Origin of the sequence: Curtobacterium sp. BH-2-1-1, from assembly GCF_001806325.1 — a bacterium.
In the GTDB taxonomy this organism is placed as follows: Bacteria; Actinomycetota; Actinomycetes; order Actinomycetales; family Microbacteriaceae; genus Curtobacterium.
This window is the reverse complement of record NZ_CP017580.1, coordinates 618,895-638,263: the sequence shown is the minus strand read 5'-3', so window position 1 is coordinate 638,263 and position 19,369 is coordinate 618,895. Positions and strand designations below refer to the sequence as shown.

Annotated in this window: 15 protein-coding genes and 1 riboswitch; of the genes, 11 read left to right on the top strand and 4 right to left on the bottom strand. The window is 72.9% G+C overall.

What is annotated here, in order from left to right; genetic code table 11:
- Nucleotides 1-33: 33 nt before the first annotated feature.
- From BJK06_RS02915 to BJK06_RS02900, 4 genes are all read left to right on the top strand, one after another.
- Nucleotides 34-855, top strand: coding sequence for a DUF4397 domain-containing protein (locus BJK06_RS02915; RefSeq protein ID WP_083295008.1), 822 nt, complete (start codon nucleotides 34-36; stop codon nucleotides 853-855).
- Nucleotides 856-1,008: 153 nt separating this feature from the next.
- On the top strand, nucleotides 1,009-2,160 hold the full coding sequence (locus BJK06_RS02910) for a glycosyl hydrolase family 8 (RefSeq protein ID WP_070416630.1): 1,152 nt from the start codon (nucleotides 1,009-1,011) through the stop codon (nucleotides 2,158-2,160).
- Between the two features lie 131 nt (nucleotides 2,161-2,291).
- Complete coding sequence (locus BJK06_RS02905) at nucleotides 2,292-2,939, top strand: class F sortase (protein WP_219810651.1); 648 nt, start codon at nucleotides 2,292-2,294, stop codon at nucleotides 2,937-2,939.
- A gap of 45 nt (nucleotides 2,940-2,984) precedes the next feature.
- Entirely contained in the window at nucleotides 2,985-3,779 is a 795-nt protein-coding gene (locus BJK06_RS02900; RefSeq protein WP_070416628.1) for a polyprenol monophosphomannose synthase, read from the top strand.
- Between the two features lie 371 nt (nucleotides 3,780-4,150).
- Here the strand turns inward: BJK06_RS02900 and treZ are convergent, their stop codons facing one another.
- The 3 genes from treZ to glgX are packed head-to-tail and all read right to left on the bottom strand — an operon-like array spanning nucleotide 4,151 to nucleotide 10,598.
- Nucleotides 4,151-5,905, bottom strand: a complete 1,755-nt coding sequence (treZ, locus tag BJK06_RS02895) for a malto-oligosyltrehalose trehalohydrolase (RefSeq protein WP_070416627.1) — start codon at nucleotides 5,903-5,905, stop codon at nucleotides 4,151-4,153.
- Nucleotides 5,902-8,364: a malto-oligosyltrehalose synthase gene (gene treY, locus BJK06_RS02890; protein WP_070416626.1), complete on the bottom strand. Its 2,463-nt coding sequence runs from the start codon at nucleotides 8,362-8,364 to the stop codon at nucleotides 5,902-5,904. The genes treZ and treY overlap by 4 nt, the downstream gene beginning before the upstream one ends.
- A complete protein-coding gene (gene glgX / locus BJK06_RS02885; protein ID WP_070416625.1) occupies nucleotides 8,361-10,598 on the bottom strand; it encodes a glycogen debranching protein GlgX in 2,238 nt (745 codons plus the stop codon). The genes treY and glgX overlap by 4 nt, the downstream gene beginning before the upstream one ends.
- Before the next feature lie 129 nt (nucleotides 10,599-10,727).
- Here glgX and BJK06_RS02880 point away from each other — a divergent pair, with 129 nt between their 5' ends.
- The 5 genes from BJK06_RS02880 (at nucleotide 10,728) to BJK06_RS02860 (ending at nucleotide 15,028) form a co-directional block, all read left to right on the top strand.
- The gene (locus BJK06_RS02880; RefSeq protein WP_070416624.1) at nucleotides 10,728-11,051 is read left to right on the top strand and encodes a hypothetical protein; all 324 of its coding nucleotides are present in this window, start codon (nucleotides 10,728-10,730) and stop codon (nucleotides 11,049-11,051) included.
- A 101-nt stretch (nucleotides 11,052-11,152) separates the two neighbouring features.
- Nucleotides 11,153-11,262: riboswitch (TPP riboswitch) on the top strand.
- Nucleotides 11,259-11,900: an ECF transporter S component gene (locus BJK06_RS02875; RefSeq protein WP_070416623.1), complete on the top strand. Its 642-nt coding sequence runs from the start codon at nucleotides 11,259-11,261 to the stop codon at nucleotides 11,898-11,900. Its footprint overlaps the riboswitch before it by 4 nt.
- The gene (locus BJK06_RS02870) at nucleotides 11,897-13,609 is read left to right on the top strand and encodes an ABC transporter ATP-binding protein (protein WP_070416622.1); all 1,713 of its coding nucleotides are present in this window, start codon (nucleotides 11,897-11,899) and stop codon (nucleotides 13,607-13,609) included. The genes BJK06_RS02875 and BJK06_RS02870 overlap by 4 nt, the downstream gene beginning before the upstream one ends.
- On the top strand, nucleotides 13,606-14,427 hold the full coding sequence (locus BJK06_RS02865; RefSeq protein ID WP_258027685.1) for an energy-coupling factor transporter transmembrane protein EcfT: 822 nt from the start codon (nucleotides 13,606-13,608) through the stop codon (nucleotides 14,425-14,427). Before BJK06_RS02870 ends, BJK06_RS02865 begins: the two co-directional genes overlap by 4 nt.
- Before the next feature lie 13 nt (nucleotides 14,428-14,440).
- Nucleotides 14,441-15,028 carry an AAA family ATPase gene (locus tag BJK06_RS02860; RefSeq protein ID WP_083295006.1) on the top strand — a complete coding sequence of 196 codons (588 nt, stop codon included), beginning with the start codon at nucleotides 14,441-14,443 and terminating at the stop codon, nucleotides 15,026-15,028.
- A 119-nt stretch (nucleotides 15,029-15,147) separates the two neighbouring features.
- Here the strand turns inward: BJK06_RS02860 and BJK06_RS02855 are convergent, their stop codons facing one another.
- Complete coding sequence (locus BJK06_RS02855; protein ID WP_156794741.1) at nucleotides 15,148-16,536, bottom strand: MFS transporter; 1,389 nt, start codon at nucleotides 16,534-16,536, stop codon at nucleotides 15,148-15,150.
- A gap of 89 nt (nucleotides 16,537-16,625) precedes the next feature.
- Here BJK06_RS02855 and BJK06_RS02850 point away from each other — a divergent pair, with 89 nt between their 5' ends.
- Nucleotides 16,626-18,053: an LLM class flavin-dependent oxidoreductase gene (locus BJK06_RS02850; RefSeq protein ID WP_070419157.1), complete on the top strand. Its 1,428-nt coding sequence runs from the start codon at nucleotides 16,626-16,628 to the stop codon at nucleotides 18,051-18,053.
- Nucleotides 18,050-19,330 carry an acyl-CoA dehydrogenase family protein gene (locus BJK06_RS02845; protein WP_070416620.1) on the top strand — a complete coding sequence of 427 codons (1,281 nt, stop codon included), beginning with the start codon at nucleotides 18,050-18,052 and terminating at the stop codon, nucleotides 19,328-19,330. Before BJK06_RS02850 ends, BJK06_RS02845 begins: the two co-directional genes overlap by 4 nt.
- The last annotated feature ends 39 nt before the right edge of the window (nucleotides 19,331-19,369 follow it).

Genomic DNA, 19,369 nt, shown 5'->3' with positions numbered 1-19,369 from the left:
CAGACCCGAACCACGACCAGAAGGAGCACCACCATGCCCGCACCTCGTCGCACCCTCCTCGTCGGCGCCCTCGCCACGAGCCTCGTCGCCGCAGCCGTCGGCCTCGCGCCGCAAGCAGCGACCGCCGCCACACCCGCCGCCACCTCGAGCGACCAGGGCTGGCTCCGCGTCGGCCACCTCTCCCCGGACACGAAGGGCGTCGACGTCGAGCTGTCGAGCCTGGCCGGCGGCAAGACGGTCTTCGAGCTCGACGACGTCACCTACGGCCAGGTCAGCCCGTACCAGGAGCTCCCAGTCGGCACCTACGTCCTGTCGATGCGCGCCGCCGACGCCCCCGACTCGACCCCGGTGATCTCCACCGACGTCACGGTCGACAAGGGCGACGCGAGCACCGTCGTCGCCTACGGCAAGAACTCCGGGCTCAAGACGACCGCGTTCACCGACGACCTCCAGCAGCCCGGTGACGGCAAGGCGAAGCTCCGGCTCGTGCAGGCCGCGACCACCGCGAAGTCAGTGGACGTGAGCACCTCCGAGGGGACCGCCGTCGCCGAGGACGCCGCCTTCGGCACCGCCACGAAGTACGCCACCGTCGACGCCGGCAAGTGGACGCTCGACGTCTCGGGCAGCGGGCAGCGGGGCACGGCGAAGGTCGACCTCGCGGGCAACACCGTCTCGACGCTGTTCGTGCTCGACGACAGCAAGGGCGACCTCACGGTCGTGCCCGTCACGGACGCGGCAGCCACGGCGTCCACGCCGTCCGGCGGGGTGCAGACCGGTGGTGGCGGCGCGGCCGCCGACCCCGTCGAGCAGGCCACCCACGAGCTGATCGCGACGCTCCGCTCACTGTTCCGCTGACGCCGGACCGGAGGCGCGGATCACTCCAGCGGATCCGCCCGCGTGATCCGCGCCTCTCCCCACCGGCACGGCCGGTCCGCCGCTGGCGCGTCGGACCGGAACCGGCGGCGTGGGCCCAGTCCCACACCGCACCCAGTCAGGAAGGCAGGCCGCATGACCCGCAGGACCTGGATCCCCGTGACCGCCGCAGCCGCGGTGCTCGTCGCGCTCGGCATCGCGCTCGTCGCGGTGCGCCCGTGGGGCGCCCCGCAGTCCGAGGCCGGAGGTGCGTCGACCCCGACGTCCTCGGCGGCGCCGGACGCAGCGCGCTCGCCGGAGCAGCTGCGGACGGACTTCCTCGACCGGTACGTGCAGGACGGCCGCGTCGTCCGCACCGACCAGGGCGGCGACACCGTCAGCGAGGGGCAGGCCTACGGGCTCCTGATCGCCTACGCGAACGGCGACCGTGACCGCTTCGGCGAGATCTGGACGTGGACGAAGCGGCACCTGCTCACCGACGACCACCTGCTCGCGTGGCGGTGGACGCCGGACGACGGCATCGCCGACGGGCAGTCCGCGAGCGACGCCGACCTCGACGCCGCCAGGGCACTCGTGCTCGCCGGGTCCTCGTGGGACGAGTCCCGGTACACCACGGCGGGGAAGACCATGGCGTCCGCGATCCTCGAGCACGAGACCGCCACGACCGAGCTCGGGACGATCCTGCTGCCCGGGCCGTGGGCCGACTCCGAGCCGTACCGGTACGACGCCTCGTACGCGTCACCGGCGGCGTACGACGTGCTGGCGAAGGCGACCGGCGACGACCGATGGGAGGCGCTCGGCTCCGGGTCGCGAGCGGTCACGCGGGCCGTGCTCGCCGGGTCCGACCTGCCGAGTGACTGGTCCCAGGTGCACGCCGACGGCACGGTCGACCCGATGCCCGCGACCGGTGGCGACGACCGGGTGCTGTACGGGTACGACGCGATGCGGCTGCCGCTCCGGTACGCCGAGGCCTGCGCCGCGCAGGACCGGTCCCTGGCAGGGTCGATCGCGCCGACGCTCCGGCGGCAGACGCAGTTGGCGGCACAGCTCGACCTCGGCGGGACGGCCGTGACGGGGGACACGAACGCGCTGGCGTACGTGGCGCGGGCTGCGGCGGAGCAGGCCTCCGGGCAGTCGGCAGCGGCGGCGACGGACCTGCGCCGGGCGGACCGGACGGCTGCGACGACGCCGACCTACTACGGGGACGCGTGGGCGGCGCTCGGCGCGACGATGCTCACGTCCGACGTGCTCGGCGGGTGCGCGACGCGTGCCGGGGGTGCCTCGTGAGCGGGCGGCGGCGGGCCGGGGCGCGCGGGGACGCGCCCGAGACTCGGCTGGGCGGACAAGTTCGCGCTGCCGAAGGCCGCGGTGTGTCCGGCGAGCCGAGACTCGGCGCGCGCGGACCGCGGCGGCGCGGCGTGCTCGTCGGGGCCGTCGTGGCCGGGGTGCTCGTGGTGGGCGGGGTCACCGGCGTCGCGGTCGCGGCCACCAACGGGACCGGGGGACCGACGGTGGCCGGGTCGGCCTCGCCGACCGCCGGATCGTCGGGCACTGCGTCACCCGCGGCCGGGAGCGCGACCGACGGCTTCCAGGACCCGGCAGCCCCCGCCGCCCGGTCCGACGCCACCCCGGTCCGTGTGACCATCCCCGCCATCGGGGTGTCATCGTCGCTCGAGGACCTCCACCGCGGCGCCGCCGGCGAGCTCGACCCGCCGAAGGACTGGGACAGCGCCGGGTGGTTCAGCGACGGCATCGTCCCGGGTGAGGTCGGCCCCGCCGTCATCGCCGGGCACGTCGACAGCCCCACCGCCGCAGCCGTCTTCTTCCGGCTCGACGAACTGGTCCCCGGTGACGAGGTCCACGTCGCCATGTCCGACGGCTCCACCCGCACCTTCACGGTGGACCGGTCCGAACGGGCGGCGAAGTCGGCGTTCCCCACGAGCGACGTCTACGGCACCGCCCCCACACCCCAGCTGCGCCTCATCACGTGTGACGGCACGTTCGACACGGCCACAGGTCATTACACGGACAATCTGATCGTGTTCGCAGACCTCTCGTCGGACTGACGCAGCGACCGGCCGATATCTTCGATGTCAAGCGCAAGGAGCACCATGAGCACGACACTGGTCATCATCCCGACCTACGACGAGGCGGAGAACGTCCGCCCCATCGTCGAGCGCACCCTGGCGGCCACCGACGCCGACGTGCACGTGCTCGTCGTGGACGACAACTCCCCGGACGGCACCGGCAACATCGCCGACCAGATCGCGCGTGAGACCGACCGGGTGCACGTGATGCACCGCACCGTGAAGGACGGCCTCGGCGGTGCGTACCTCGCCGGGTTCGCCTGGGGCCTCGAGCACGGGTACGACAAGCTCGTCGAGATGGACGCGGACGGCTCCCACCACCCCGAGTACCTGGCCTGGATGATCGAGCTCGCCGACACGAACGACCTCGTCCTCGGCTCGCGCTGGATCAAGGGCGGCGCCGTGGAGAACTGGCCCTGGTACCGCGAACTCCTCTCCCGCGGCGGCAACCTCTACACGCGCCTCGCCCTCGGCATCGCGGTGCGTGACGCGACCGGCGGGTTCCGGGTGTTCACCTCGCGGGCGTTCGAGCGCATCGACCTCGCCGGCGTGGCCTCGAAGGGCTACTGCTTCCAGGTGGACCTCTGCTGGCGCGCGCTCGAGGCCGGCCTGCGCGTCGTCGAGACCCCGATCACGTTCACCGAGCGGGAGTTCGGCGTCTCGAAGATGAGCGGCAACATCGTCCGCGAGAGCCTCACCCTCGTCACGAAGTGGGGCATCGACCGGCGCATCCGTGAGGCCCGGTCCCTCGTCAAGGACCACCGCCGACTCCCGTCGGTGCGGGCGAACGCGCACGCGGTCGCCGACCACGCGGCCTGACGGGCTGCTGACGGGCTTCCTGGAGGCGCGGTGCCGGCTGGCACCGCGCCTCCGGTCCGTCCGTGGTCGCGTCGCGTCCGTGGTCGCGGTCGCGGTCGCGGTCGCGTCGCGTCCGCGTGGCGCGTCCGCGTGGCGCGAAAGCGACTCCGTGCGGATCCGTCCGCGGTCCGTGGCGGCACAGCGACAGGTTCCCGGACGGCGACGGCGGGTGTCTGTCGCTTTCGCGGAGGCGCCCGTCGAGGGGCGAGGCGGGCCCGGGGAGGAGTGCGGGCGGGCAGACGAACGGCCCGTGGCGGAGTCGCCACGGGCCGTTCGGTTCGCGCTGGTCGGCTTCGCGCTGGTCGGCTTCGGGCTGGTCTGCTTCGCGCTGGTCAGCGCAGGACGACGACACCCCGCCCCGTGAAGCGGACGCAGTCCGTCGCGACGTCGGCCTCGCCGAAGCGGTAGAGCTCCTCGCCGGTGGCGCCGGGGACGGGCACCTCGGCCGCGTCGTCGAGGAAGTTCACCACGACGTGCACCGGCCGGGCGTCCGGGCCGAGCAAGCCGCGCGTGAGCACGAGCCAGCGCCGGTCCTCGCTGCAGCGCACGGCGTTCGCCTCGTACCGCTGGTCGACGAAGGCCTGGTCGGTCCGCCGCAGGGCGACGAGCACGCGGTAGGCCCGGAGGATCGCCGCACCCCGCTCGGAATCGACGTCCGACCAGTCGAGCTTCGAGTTCGTGAACGTCGTCGGGTCCTGCGGGTCCGGCACGGCAGACTCGTCCCAGCCGTGCTCGGCGAACTCCTTGATGCGACCCTCGGCCGTGGCCTTGCCGAGCTCCGGTTCGGGGTGCGACGTGAAGAACTGCCACGGGGTCGAGGCGGCGAACTCCTCGCCCATGAAGAGCATCGGCGTGAACGGGCCGAGCAGCGTCAGGGCCGCGGCGATCACGAGACCCTCGTCGCTCACGGTCGCCGCGAGACGGTCGCCCGCGGCACGGTTGCCGATCTGGTCGTGGTTCTGGTTGGCGACGACGAGGGCCATCGTCGGCGAGGTCCCGCGGTCGATCGGTCGCCCGTGCCGCTTCCCCCGGAACGACGACCACGTGCCGTCGTGGAAGAACCCGTGCTCGAGGACCTTCGCCAGCGCCGAGAGCGGTGCGAAGTCGGCGTAGTAGCCGTTCGTCTCACCCGTCAGCGCGACGTGGACCGCGTGGTGGAAGTCGTCCGACCACTGCCCGGCGAGGCCGTAGCCCGAGGCCTCCTGCGGGCGGAACATGATCGGGTCGTTGAGGTCGGACTCCGCGATGAGCGAGAGCGGCCGCCCGACGAAGGCGGAGTACGCGTCCGTCTCGGAGGCCATCGCCTGCAGCACGTGCGGGCGGGTGGTGTCCCGCAGGGCGTGCACGGCGTCGAGCCGGAGCCCGTCGACGTGGTGGTCGCGGAACCACATCCGGACGTTGTCGAGCACGTACCGACGGACCTCGGGGTGTTCGACGTTCACCGAGTCGCCCCAGGTGTTGCCGAGCCCCTGCAGCAGGTACGGCCCGTACAGCGGCAGGTAGTTGCCGCTCGGCCCGAGGTGGTTGTACACGACGTCCTGGATGACCCCGAGGCCGAGTGCGTGCGCACGGTCGACGAAGCGGTCGTACGCGTCCGGGCCGCCGTACGGGGCGTGCACCGCGAACCAGCCGACGCCGTCGTAGCCCCAGTTCCACTCGCCGTTCACCGCGTTGACGGGCAGGAGCTCGACGAACTCCACGCCGAGCTCGACGAGGTGGTCGAGCTTCGCGGCCGCGGCGTCGAGCGTGCCCTCGGGCGTGAAAGTGCCGACGTGCATCTCGTAGATCACGCCGCCGCGTGCCGGACGCCCGGTCCACGCGTCGTCCGTCCACGAGAACCGTGCGGGGTCGACGACCTCGGACGGGCCGTGCACCCCCTCGGGCTGGAAGCGGCTGCGCGGATCGGGCCGCACCGCGTCGTCGTCGCCGACGCGGAAGCCGTAGCGGGCTCCGACGACGGGGACGATCGCATCGGTCGTCCACCAGTCGTCGGTGCCGCGGGTCAGCGGGTACTCGGTGCCGTCGACCACGAGGCGCACGCGCTCCGGTGTCGGCGCCCAGACGGCGTAGCGGTCGGGTGCGGTCATGCGTGACCCTCCAGGATGTCGATCTCGGCCTGCGCGTCGGACTCATCGGCAGAGCCGGAGCCGCTGTCGGCGGTCGCCCCGCTGTCGGCGTGGGTCTCCGTGCCGTGGTCCGTCGCCTCGGCCACGTGCGCCGGCACGAGCAGTGCGACGGGGTAGTCGGTGAGCAGTTCGGCGAGGGCGATGCCCCGGCCGGCCGGCATGCTGCGGCCAGTGAGCAGGTCGACGCGGTCCTGGGGCACGGCGTGCACGAGGGTGTCGCCCCATCCGCCGACCCGCTCGAGCCCGATCGGCAGGCGCGTCGCGATCGTGACCGCGCCCCCACGGTCGAACGCGATCACGTGGTCCGCCGCGCTGCCGGTCGCCTCGAGCGCGAGGTACCGGGTGAAGAGCTCCGGGTGGTCGCGCCGCACACGGAGCGCACGACTCGTCACCAGGAGCTTCGCCGCACCGTCGAGCCCGACGTCGGGGAGCCGTTCGGGGCCGTCGTCGTCCGGGCCGTCGAGTTCGGCCAGGACGTGCCGGCGCTCGGTGTAGTCCACCGGCCGACGGTTGTCCGGGTCGACGAGCGAGCGGTCCCAGAACTCGGTGCCCTGGTAGACGTCCGGCACCCCGGGTGCGGTGAGCTGCACGAGCTTCTGTCCGAGCCCGTTCGACCACCCGGCGGCGTCGATCCGTTCGTCGAGCGCATCGAGCACGGCGACCACGGCCGGGTCGTCGAACGCGGCGTCGACGAGCGCGTGCATGCGGCGTTCGAAGTCCTCGTCCGGAGCCGTCCACGTGGTGCTGTCGCCGGCTTCGCGGGAGGCCTTCTCGGCGTAGGCGTGCAGGCGTTCTCGGCTTGCCGGGCGCGCGCCGACGATCGCCTGCCAGAGCAGGTCGGCCAGGACGGCGTCCTCGAGCGGGGCGAGGGACTGCAGGCGTTCGAGCGTCGACGCCCACTCGTGCCCGAGCTCGGCGAGCACGGCGATGCGCGCGCGGGTGTCCTCGCTGCGCTTGGTGTCGTGCGTCGTGAGGGTCGTCATCGTGTGCGGCCAGCTGCCGAGCCGGTCGCGCTGCGCCTGGTGGAAGGCACGGACCGACACCGAGAACACGCTCGGGTCGCCGCCGACCTCGCTCAGGGACGTCAGGCGGGAGGTCCGGTAGAACGCGGTGTCCTCGACGCCCTTCGCCATCACCATGCCGCTCGTCTGCTGGAGGCGGATCGCCGCGGCGTTCGCGGGGTCGACCAGCGCCGGGGCGATCCGGTCGATGACGTCGTCGAGGTCCGGCCGCGCCGAGGCCGCACCTTCGAGGGCGTCGATGAGGTGGTGCGCGCCCTCGGGCAGGTACGTCCGGTACACGTCGAACGAGGCCACGATCTCGGCGACCGCGTCGACGATCCGATCGTGGGGGAGCGGCGCGGACGCGGCGCTGCCGGTGCCGGGGCCGAGCAGCCGCGCGAGCCGCTCGACCTCGCTGCCGAGGATGCCGTCCGCGATGCCGCGACGGGTGTCGTGCGTCAGCTGCTGCCAGTCGGTCGGCTCGGCCCCGGACGCCGCGGTCAGCGAGTCCTCGCCGGCGGGGTCGACGAACACCCGGTCGAGCACCCCGAGGGCGTCGTAGCCGGTGGTGCCGTCGACCGGCCAGCTCGCGGGGAGTTCCTCGCCCGGCTCGAGGATCTTCTCGACGAGCGTGTAGGCGCCGTCGGTGAGCGCCGCGAGGTCCTGCAGGTAGCCGGCGGGGTCGTACAGTCCGTCGGGGTGGTCGATGCGGAGTCCGTCGACGAGGCCGTCACGGAACCACGCGCCGATCGTGCCGTGGGAGGCCGCGAAGACCTCGGGTTCCTCGACCCGGATCGCCGCGAGCGTGTTCACCGCGAAGAACCGCCGGTAGTTCAGCTCGTGGTCGGCCCGCTTCCAGTGCACGAACTCGTAGTGCTGCCGGGCGTGGACGTCGGCCACCGAGTCGCCGTCGTGCACCGTGCCCGGAGCGGTCGGGTAGGCCGTGTCGCCCAGGTACAGCCGGCCGTCACGAAGTTCGACCGCGTCGAGCAGCCGGTCGTCGAGCACCGGGACGCGGAGCTTGCCGTCCCCGGCGTCCCAGTCGACGTCGAAGGCCCAGGCGACGGGGGAGCCCTGGCCGTGCTCGAGCAGGGACCACCACCACGGGTTCACCTCGGGCGTGGCCACACCGACGTGGTTCGGCACGACGTCCACCAGGACACCGAGGCCGACGGCGTGGGCGGCGTCGGCGAGCGCTTGGAGCGCCTCGTCACCGCCGCGCTCGGTGTCGACGTGGCCGTGGTCGACGACGTCGTAACCGTGCTGGGACCCGGGCTCGGCCTGCAGCACCGGGGAGAGGTAGAGCCAGTCCGCGCCGAGGTCGCGCACGTAGTCGACGACGTCGCGTGCGGCCGACAGGTCGAAGTCCGGCGTGACCTGCAGCCGGTACGTCGAGGTCGGGACGCGCCGGGCGGTCACTGCTGGCCGCCGCTCGTGGCGGAGGGAGCCGTGGCGCCGGCGGGGTTCACCGGTGTGACGGCGTCCTGCGGTGCTGCGGTGGCCGGTCGTGACGAGTCGGTGTCCACCGGGGTCACCGTGACCTCGTGGTCGGGCTCGGCCCGCAGCACGATCATTGAGCGTGCCGGGACGTCCAGCGGGGTGCCGGCGTCGAGGACCTCGTCACGCGCACCCGGTTCGGCGGTGTCGATCCGCACCGTCCAGCCCGGCGAGTACTCCTCGGGGGGCAGCGTGAACGTCACGGTGTCGTCGTGCGCGTTGAAGTACGTGATGAAGGCGACGTCGGTGACACGCTCGCCGCGGGAGTCGCGCCCGCGGATCCCGTTGCCGTTCAGGTACATGCCGACGCTCTTGCCGAAGCCGGAGTCCCAGTCCTCGGGTTCCATGGCGTCGCCGGAGGGCGTGAGCCACACGACGTCCGGCAGCGGCTCGTCCTGCCCGCGGCGGACCGGACGCCCGTTGAAGTACCGCGTGCGGCGGAACGTCGGGTGGTCGTGCCGGAGCTTCACGACGTCGGCCGTGAACTGGATGAGGTCGTCGTCGGCGGCGTCCCAGTCGATCCAGCTCAGCGCGGAGTCCTGGGCGTACACGTTGTTGTTGCCGGACTGCGTGCGCCCGAGCTCGTCGCCGTGGGCGATCATCGGGACACCCTGGCTGAGCAGCAGCGTCGCGAGGAAGTTCCGTCGGCGCTGCAGCCGCAGGGCGTTGATCGACTCGTCGTCGGTCGGGCCCTCGGCGCCGGAGTTCCACGACCGGTTGTGGCTCTCGCCGTCGTTGTTGTCCTCGCCGTTGGCCTCGTTGTGCTTCTCGTTGTAGGCGACGAGGTCGTACAGCGTGAAGCCGTCGTGCGCCGTGATGAAGTTGATGCTCGCCTTCGGCGTGCGGCCGTCGTGCTCGTAGAGGTCGGCCGAGCCGGAGATCCGCGAGGCGAACTCGCCGAGGGTGGAGGGCTCTCCCCGCCAGAAGTCGCGGACGGTGTCGCGGTACTTGCCGTTCCACTCGGACCACTGCGGCGGGAAGTTGCCGACCTGGTAGCCACCGGGGCCGACGTCCCACGGCTCGGCGATGAGCTTCACCTGGGACACGATCGGGTCCTGCTGGACCAGTTCGAAGAACGCCGCCAGCCGGTCCACCTCGTAGAACTCACGCGCCAGGGCGGCCGCGAGGTCGAAGCGGAAGCCGTCCACGTGCATCTCGGTGACCCAGTACCGCAGCGAGTCCATGATGAGCTGCAGCGAGTGCGGGTGCCCGACGTTGAGCGAGTTGCCCGTGCCCGTGGTGTCCATGTAGTACCGCTTGTCGTCCTCGACGAGGCGGTAGTAGGCGGCGTTGTCGATCCCGCGGAAGGACAGCGTCGGTCCGAGGTGGTTCCCCTCGGCCGTGTGGTTGTACACCACGTCGAGGACGACCTCGATGCCGGCACGGTGCAGTTCGCGCACCATCGCCTTGAACTCCTGCACCTGCTGTCCGTGGTCGCCCGAGGACGAGTAGTGCGAGTGCGGCGCGAAGAACCCGATCGTGTTGTAGCCCCAGTAGTTCGACAGCCCCTTGTCCTGCAGGGTCGAGTCGTTGACGAACTGGTGCACGGGCATGAGTTCGAGCGTGGTGACGCCGAGCCGCTGCAGGTGCGCGATCACGGCCGGGTGCGCGACCCCCGCGTAGGTCCCCCGCTGTTCTTCGGGCACGTCGGGGTGGGTCTCGGTGAGGCCCTTGACGTGTGCCTCGTAGATCACGGTCTCGCCGTAGGGGATCCGAGGAGCCCGGTCGCCCTGCCAGTCGAAGAACGGGTTGATGACGACGCCCTTCATCATGTGGGGCGCCGAGTCCTGGTCGTCGGTCGAGTCCGGGTCGCCGAACGTGTACGAGAAGAGCGCCTGGTCCCAGTCGATGTCCCCGCTGGTCGCCTTGGCGTAGGGGTCGAGGAGCAGCTTGTTCGCGTTGGCGCGGAGCCCCTTCTCGGGGGCGTACTCGCCGTGCACCCGGAAGCCGTACTGCTGGCCGGGGCCGACGTTCGGGAGGTAGGCGTGCCAGACGTACGCATCGACCTCGACGAGGTCGATGCACTGTTCGTTCCCGTCGTCGTCGAAGAGACAGAGTTCCACGCGTTCGGCGACCTCGCTGAAGAGGGCGAAGTTCGTGCCGCTCCCGTCGTAGGTCGCCCCGAGCGGGTACGGGTTGCCGGGCCAGGTGTGCAAACGGTCCTCCAGGTGTGGGTCCCGCCAACATATCGGCGGGAGCCGACCGCGTCCGCAGACAAGCTCCGGCCGTGGACGGATGCGCGGGTAGCTCTGCCTGTGGAGGAACGGGCGAGTAGCGTCGCGCGCATGGCCAACATCGTCACGCAGATCGCAGAGAAGGTACGCCCCGTCGGCGTGTCCACGAACTACGGGGAGCCGGTCGAGGTCGGCGACCAGACCCTCATCCCGGTGTCCCTCGGCTGGTTCGGCTTCGGTGGGGGCGGGGACGGCGACGACAACGGTGGCGGAGGCGGCGGTGCCGTCTCCATCCCGATCGGCGCCTACGTCCGACGCCCCGGCAAGGACCTCGAGTTCGAGCCGAACCTGATCTCCCTCCTCGCGGTGAGCGTCCCGGTCATCTGGGTGACCGGGACCGTCCTGCGCAAGCTGGTCCGCGTCCTGAAGAAGTGACCCACTGACGGACCTGGAGGCGCGGTGCGGGCCCGCCCCGCGCCTCCAGGACGTCCTGTGGTCGCGATCCGTCACCGGGTCGCGACCACGTCTACAATGGCGGGACACACACGGGAGTCCGGGATCGCCGGGCTGAGAGGGAGCGAGTGGCGCTCCGACCGTCGAACCTGATCCGGATCATGCCGGCGCAGGGAGGAGTCCAGGGCCATGTCCACGAGCACGCACACTGCTGTTCCGTCCACCCCCGTCAGGCGCTCACTGCGCTGGCGGGTCGTCGACATCGTCGTCGCGAGCGTGCTCGCCGTCGCGATCGGTGTCGTCTTCAAGCTCTGGGAGTTCGGCTACGAGCCGATCAGCGCCGTCGCCGCGCTCGTGCTCCCCGGCACGCAGGCGCTCTTCGGCGGCGTGTGGCTGCTCGCCGGGCCCGTCGTCGCGATCATCGTCCGGAAGCCCGGAGCGGCCCTCTACGCCGAGATGGTGGCCGCCTCGGTCGAGGCGCTCCTCGGCACGCAGTGGGGCTGGCTGACGCTCGAGGCCGGCCTCGTGCAGGGCCTCGGCGCCGAGCTGGTGCTCGCGCTCTTCCTGTACCGCGTGTACCGCCTGCCGGTGGTCGTGCTCGCCGGTGCCGCGGCCGGGCTGGCGCTCGGGCTGAACGACACGGTGCTCTGGTACCCCGGACTCGACCTGGCGTTCAAGGTCGTCTACGTCGTCTCGGCGATCGTCTCCGGTGCGCTGATCGCGGGCGTCGGCTCGTGGTTCCTCGTCCGAGCGCTCGCCGCGACCGGCGTCCTGTCGTCGTTCGCGGCGGGCCGTGAGCACTCCAGACGCGGTCCTCGCACCGTCGCGTGACCGTGGCAGTCGCGCGGATCACCTTCTCCGACTGGGGCTGGCGGTACGCGGAACGTGACGCCTGGGCCGTCCGGGGCGTCGACCTGACCGTCGAGCCGGGGGAGCGGGTCGCGATCGTCGGTCCCTCGGGCGCCGGCAAGTCGACGCTGCTGCGGGCGGTCGCGGGCGTGCTCCCGGACGAGCCGGACGCCACCGACGACACCGCGGCCTCCGTCCAGGGTTCGGTCCTCGTCGACGGTGCCGAACCGCGTGCGGTCCGCGGGCGCGTCGGCCTCGTCATGCAGGACCCCGAGGCGCACACGGTGATGTCCCGCGTCGGCGACGACGTGGCGTTCGGCTGCGAGAACGCCGGCGTCCCGCGGGACGAGATCTGGCAGCGCGTCCGGTCGGCCCTCGACGTCGTCGGGCTCGACCTGCCGCTCGACCGGTCCACCACGATGCTCTCCGGCGGGCAGCGGCAGCGGCTGGCGCTCGCGGGCGTGCTCGCCATGCGTCCGGGTGCCCTCGTGCTCGACGAGCCCTGCGCGAACCTCGACCCCTCCGGGGTGGTGCAGGTGCACGACGCCGTGCGGGCGCTGCTCGACGAGACCGAGTGTTCACTGCTCGTCGTCGAGCACCGCATCGGCGCGTGGCTGGACCTGGTCGACCGACTCGTGCTGCTGGAGCCGGCCGGGGGTGTCGTCGCGGACGGTGCGCCTGCGGACGTGCTCGCCGAACACGGTCCGGCGTTGACCGCCGCCGGCGTCTGGGTGCCCGGGTCCGAGCCCGAGCGGGGTTCGGCGCGCCGGGGCACCCGCACGCCGCCGCGAGCGGGCGAAATGCTTGGGACGGTCCGCGGGGGACCGGACGGAATCCGCCCGCTCGGCGCCGCGGGTCCGCGAGCGGGCGGGATGCATGGGGCCGACCGCGGGGGACCGGACGGAATCCGCCCGCTCGGCGATCGGGACCCGGTGCTGCTCGCGGCGCGGGGGCTCGGGACCGCCCGGGGCAGGCGGCAGCCGGTCGGGAGCGGGATCGACCTCGACGTCCGGGCCGGACGGGTCCTCGCGGTCACCGGGCCGAACGGCATCGGCAAGTCGACGCTCGGCCTCACGCTCGCCGGGCTCCTGCGCCCCGCCGCGGGGTCGCTCCGCGCGGGCACGGCACTCGCCGACGGCATCGGTGACGCCCCCGCCGCGTGGACGAGCCGGCAGCTGGCCGGTCGGATCGGCACGGTCTTCCAGGACCCGGAGCACCAGTTCGTCGCCCGCACCGTGCGTGAGGAGCTGGCCGTCGGCCCCCGCGCCCTCGGAGCGGCGGACGTCGATGCCCGGGTCGACGAGCTCCTCGACGCGTTCGGCCTCGCGCACCTCGCCGACGCCAACCCCTTCACGCTGTCCGGCGGCGAGCAGCGGCGGTTGGCGATCGGGACGGTCATCGCCTCCCGGCCGCCCGTCGTCGTGCTCGACGAGCCGACCTCCGGTCAGGACCGGGCGACCTGGCAGGCCGTGGTGGACCGGCTCGGCGAACTCGCCGACTCCGGCACCGCGATCGTCGCCGTGACGCACGACCGCGACCTCGTCCGCGCGCTCGACGCGGACGAGATCGTGCTCGGGGCGACAGGCGTGCTCGGGGCGACAGGGACGACGAGGGCGACAGGGGCGACGGGGGCGAGCACCGTCGGGCCGGCCGCCGACCTGCGCGACCCGGCCACGGAGGTGCAACCGTGAGCGAGCACCAGGCCGCGGCCGGTCTGCCCGGACGAGCCGCGCCTCCTGGGCCACCCGACGGCACCACGCGTGCACGCGGCGTCCGAGGCGTCCAGCCGGTGGCCTCGCTGCTGGGCGTCCTCGCGCTCGGCGTGTGCCTCGTGCTCAGCCTCGACGTCGTGTCCGCGGCGGTCGCGCTCGGTCTCGAACTCCTGCTCCTGCCGCTCCTGCGGATCCCGCCCCGCACCCTGCTGCTGCGGACCTCGCCGGTCCTGGTCGCGGTGCCGCTGACCGCGCTGAGCATCGCGTTGTACGGGCGGCCGTCCGGGCGGTCCTGGTTCGACCTCGGGTTCGCGCACGTCACCGACGGGTCGCTCGCACTCGCGCTGGCGACGGCGCTCCGTGTCCTGGCGATCGGGCTGCCGGCGGTGGCGTTGTTCGTGCGGGTGGACCCGACCGACCTCGCGGACGGACTCGCGCAGCTCCTGCGGCTGCCGGCACGGTTCGTGCTCGGGGCGCTCGCGGCGATCCGGATGATGACGCTCCTCGGGGACGACTGGCGACAGCTCGGCATGGCTCGTCGGGCCCGCGGCGTCGCGGACACCGGACGGCTGCGGCGCGGCGCGTCGATGGCGTTCGCGCTGCTCGTGCTGGCGCTGCGGCGGGCGACGACGCTGGCGGTGGCGATGGAGTCGCGGGGGTTCGGCGCTCCCGGGCGGCGGACGTGGGCGCGGAGTGTGCGGTTCGCGGGGCCGGAGTGGGCGATGGTCGGCGTGCTCGTCGGGATCGGCGTCGTGTCGATCGCGGTGGCCGTGGGCGCGGGGACGTGGCGTGCCTGAGGGGGAACCTGACGTGGGTGGCGCGCGCGGCGCGAGTGGTGCGTCGGGGCGGCCCGTCGGCCGGCTTCCGGGTCCCGACGACTCGCTCGTCGAGGGCCTCGCCGCCGCGGCCGCCGGGGTCGCGGCCGCCTCCGGAACGCGACTCGTCGTGCTCGTCGACGGCAGGTCGGGCACGGGCAAGACGACGCTCGGCGATTCCCTGGCGGACCGGCTCGGCGCGCAGGTCGTCCACCTCGACGACGTCTACCCGGGATGGGACGGGTTGCGGGCCGCCGCGGAGGCCGTGGTGACCGACGTCCTCGGGGAACGCTCCGGCTACCGACGGTGGGACTGGGCGACGTCGTGCCCGGCAGAGTGGGCCGCCGTCGACCCCGGGCGGCCGATCGTGGTCGAGGGGTGCGGTGCGCTGTCCCGGAGCTCGGCGCCGCTCGCGTCGTTGCGGGTGTGGCTCGAGGCCGACGACGACACCCGGTGGGAGCGGGCGATCGGACGTGACGGCGAGTCCTTCGCGCGGGAGTGGGACCGGTGGGCGGCGCAGGAGGCGGCGTTCATCGCTGCCGAGCGGCCGGCGGAGCTGGCGGACGTGGTGCTGCGGACGTAGGGCGCGGCGCGGCGCGCGCGGGGCGTGCGGCGCGGCGCGGGCGGCCGGCCGGCGAGTTCACGCGCTGGGCGACACTTCACGCCCGATCGCGCCCGTGATGTGTCGCTCAGCGCGAAACCTCAGCCCGAAACCTCAGCGCGCGCCCGACCCGCCGCGCCCCGCGCACCCCGCCGGGCCGCCGCCACCGGGTCCACCGCGAGGACCGCCGCGACGATCGAGAGCACCGCGTACACCCCGAGGTACCCGCACAGGATCCACGGCGAGCCCCCACCGAGCTCGACGAACACGGCCGCGAGCAACGGCGTGAGCCCCACCGAGAAGATCGACCCGATCTGGTACCCGAGCGACATCCCCGAGTAGCGCCGACCGGTCGGGAACTGCTCCGCGAACCACGCCGCCTGGGGCCCGTAGATGCTGTCGTGGAACACGCACATCCCGATCAGCGCCACGAGCGGCAGCAGCACGAGCGGCCCCGCGTCGAGGAACGCGAAGAACGGCCAGATGAGCACCGCGATCCCCACCGCCGACCAGATCGTCAGCACCCGGCGGCCGACCCGGTCGGACAGCCAGCCCCAGAACGGCGTCGACACGAGCGACACCGCCGAGATGACGAGCACGGCCTGGAGCCCGGCCGAAGCGCCGGACGGCCCCCGCACCGACCCGAGGTACGTCAGCGAGTAGGTCGTCAGGATCGAGTACAGCGCCGGCTGCACGAGCCGCAGCCCCGCGGTGACGAGGATCGCCCGCGGGTGCCGCCGGATCGCCTGCCACACCGGGAACCGTTCGACGTTCCCGGAGGCGCGCAGCTCCTGGAAGACCGGCGCGTCCTGCACGCCGAGCCGGATGACGAGCCCGACGGCCACGATCACCGCCGAGAACAGGAACGGCAGCCGCCAGCCCCACGCCAGGAACGCCTCGGTGCCGAGCAGCCCCCGGACGAGCGTGAAGACACCGGTCGCGAGGAGCATGCCGCCCGCGGACCCCATCTGCGTGAACGCCCCGAACAGTCCGCGGTGCCGCTCGGGCGCGTGCTCGACGGACAGCAGCGCCGAGCCGCCCCACTCGGCGCCGGCGGCGACACCCTGCAGCAGCCGCAGGACCACGAGCGCGACGACGGCACCGACGCCGATCGTCGCGGCCGAGGGGATGACCCCGATCAGCGTCGACGCAATCCCCATCAGCACGAGCGACGCGACGAGCAGCTTCTTCCGCCCGATCCGGTCGCCGAGGTGGCCGGCGATGATCCCGCCGAGCGGGCGGGCGACGAACCCGACACCGTAGGTCGCGAACGACGCGATCACGCCGACCGCGGGGGTCACGGAGGGGAAGAACGTGGGCGCGAACACGAGCGCGGACGCGGTCGCGTACAGGTAGAAGTCGTAGTACTCCACGGTCGTCCCGACGAAGGATGCCAGGGCGACGCGACGGCGGGTCGCGGCGGTCGACGGTGCGGTGGAACGGACTGGAGGCGCGGCTGCGGTGGTCGAGTTCGGCACCCTCAGGAGCATGGTCGCGTCGCGCACCTCGGGGAACACCCCGCGTAACGCGAGGTCACGTCACGCCCTCCCGCGACACGACGGCGGGGAACATGGACCGCATGAGCGATGCACCGAACCGCCCGCTGCGCTTCGCGGCCTTCGTCATGAACACGACGTCGCACATCCAGCACGGCCTCTGGCGGCACCCGGACGCGCGCCAGGCCGACTTCGACGACGTGACGCTGTGGACCGACCTCGCGAAGACCCTCGAGCGTGGGAAGTTCGACGCGATGTTCTTCGCGGACGTCGTCGGGACGTACGGCCCCGGACGCGGCGACTACTCGACGAACCTGCGCGAGGGGCTGCAGATCCCCTCGAACGACCCGTCCGTCCTGCTCTCGGCGCTCGCCGTGTCGACGGAGCACCTCGGGCTCGCGTTCACGTCGAGCGTCATCCAGTCGCACCCGTTCGACTTCGCCCGCAAGGTCTCCACCCTCGACCACATCACCCGGGGCCGGATCGGCTGGAACGTCGTCACGAGCGCCCTCGACAGCGCCGCGCGGAACTTCGGCGCCGACCGGCTCGAGGAGCACGACGAACGCTACGTCTGGGCCGAGGAGTACCTCGAGGTCTGCGCGAAGCTCTGGGAGGGGTCGTGGGATGACGGCGCCGTGCTCAAGGACCCGGTGCGCGGCTACGCCGACCCCGACAAGGTGCACCGCATCGACCACCACGGGAAGCGCTACGACGTGCAGGGCCCGCACCTGTCAGCACCGTCGCTGCAGCGGACGCCCGTGCTCTTCCAGGCGGGGTCCTCGCCGGCCGGCCGTGCCTTCGCCGCGCGGAACGCCGAGGCCCAGTTCATCCTGACGTCGAACCGCGACGCCACCGAGCAGCTCATCCGCGAGACCCGTGACCTCGCTTCGGCAGCGGGGCGGCAGCGGGACGACATCGCCTTCTTCCTCGGGCTGACGTTCGTCACCGGGGCCACCGAGGCCGAGGCGAAGGCGAAGGAAGCGGAGATCGACGAGTACCTCGCGGCCGACGGCTTCCTCGTGCACTCGAACCTCGGGTTCGACCCCGACACCGGCGAGGCCCTCGACCCCGAGACGCCGCTCTCCGAGGTCCGCACGCACGCCGGCCAGTCGCACCTGCAGTGGCTCCGGGAGGCCGCCGGCGACCGGGAGCCGACGATCGCCGACCTCGCCCGGCTCTCCGCGAAGCTCCGGGCCCGCGTGGTCGGGACGCCCGAGCAGATCGCCGACGAGCTCGCCGATTGGCAGCGCGCCGGGGTCGACGGGGTGAACGTCATCAACTGGACGCTGCCCGGCTCCTACGAGGAGTTCGTGGACCACATCGCCCCGACCCTGCAGGAACGCGGACTGATGCAGTCCGAGTACCGCGAGGGGACGTTGCGCGAGAAGCTCTTCGGCCACCCGCAGCTGCCCGAGAGCCACCCGGCGCGGCGGTGGCGCGGGGCGTTCACCGGCGGTGCTGCCGGAACCGGCGCGGACGCCGCGCGCGACGCCGTGGAGGTGACCGCATGACCGACGCGACGACGACCACCGGGGGCGAGCCGTCCCTCCAGGGCGGCAGCGGAACCAGCCGTCTGACGGAGCTGCGCGCTCGGTTCCAGCCCGTGTTCGACCGCATCCGCGAGGGGGCCGTCGACCGCGAGCTGGCGTCCGGGACGCCGGGGGACCGACCGCTGCCGCACGACGAGGTCCGTGCGCTCGCCGACGCGGGGTTCGGACGACTCCGCGTGCCGGAGGACCGTGGCGGGTTCGGCGTGACGCTCGTCGAACTCGTGCACCTCGTCGCCGACCTCGCCGCTGCCGACTCGAACATCGCGCACCTGTGGCGCGGGCACTTCGGGTACACCGAACTCGTGCTCCTCCGGCCGTCGTCGACCGGGCGGGACGAGTGGCTGCAGCGGATCGTCGACGGCGCGGTCATCGGGAACGCGACGTCGGAGCGGACCGGGACGACGCTCGCCGACATCTCCACCACGGTGCGCGTCGCCGAGGACGGGTCCGTCCGTCTCGACGGCCGGAAGTTCTACTCGACCGGGACGCTCTACTCGGACTGGATCTACCTCGCGGCGGACCGCTCGGGTGACCGCGTCACGTTCGCCGTGCCGGTCGACGCGCCGGGCGTGACGAGCGTCGACGACTGGGACGGGTTCGGGCAGCGGTTGACCGCGTCCGGCACGACCGTCTTCGATGGTGTGCCGGTGGACCCCTCCGTGGTCTCGGCGTACAAGGACGCCCCGCTGTCGCACATCCAGGCCTTCTACCAGCTGTACCTGCTGGCGGTCCTCGCCGGGATCGGGCAGGCGGTGTCCGATGACGCCGTCGCGTTCGTGCGACCGCGGACCCGGACGTACATCCACGCGAACGCCGCGCGGCCCGGGGACGACCCGCAGGTGCTGGCCGTGCTCGGTCGGTTGTCGGCCGGGGCGTTCACGGCCCGGTCGCTCGTCGTCGCCGCGGCCGGGCTGCTCGACGGGGTCGTGGGGACGAACGAGCCCGGGGCCGGCGTCGACCGTGCCCTGCTGGACGCCGCCGAGAACGCGGTCTACCAGGCGCAGATCGAGGTCGGGCCGCGGGTGCTCCGGGCGGCGTCGGAGCTGTTCGAGGTCGGTGGGGCCTCGGCGACCGATCGCACGCGGGCGTTGGACCGGCACTGGCGGAACGCCCGGGTCGTGGCGTCGCACAACCCGGCGGTCTACAAGGAGCGGCTCGTGGGGGAGTACGCGTTGCACGGGCGGGGGCCGGTGGACGCGTGGGAGAAGTACCACGAGGTGGGGCCGACGCGGTTCTGAGGTGCTGGGGCGGGGCGCGGGCGTCGTGGCCCCGGCACC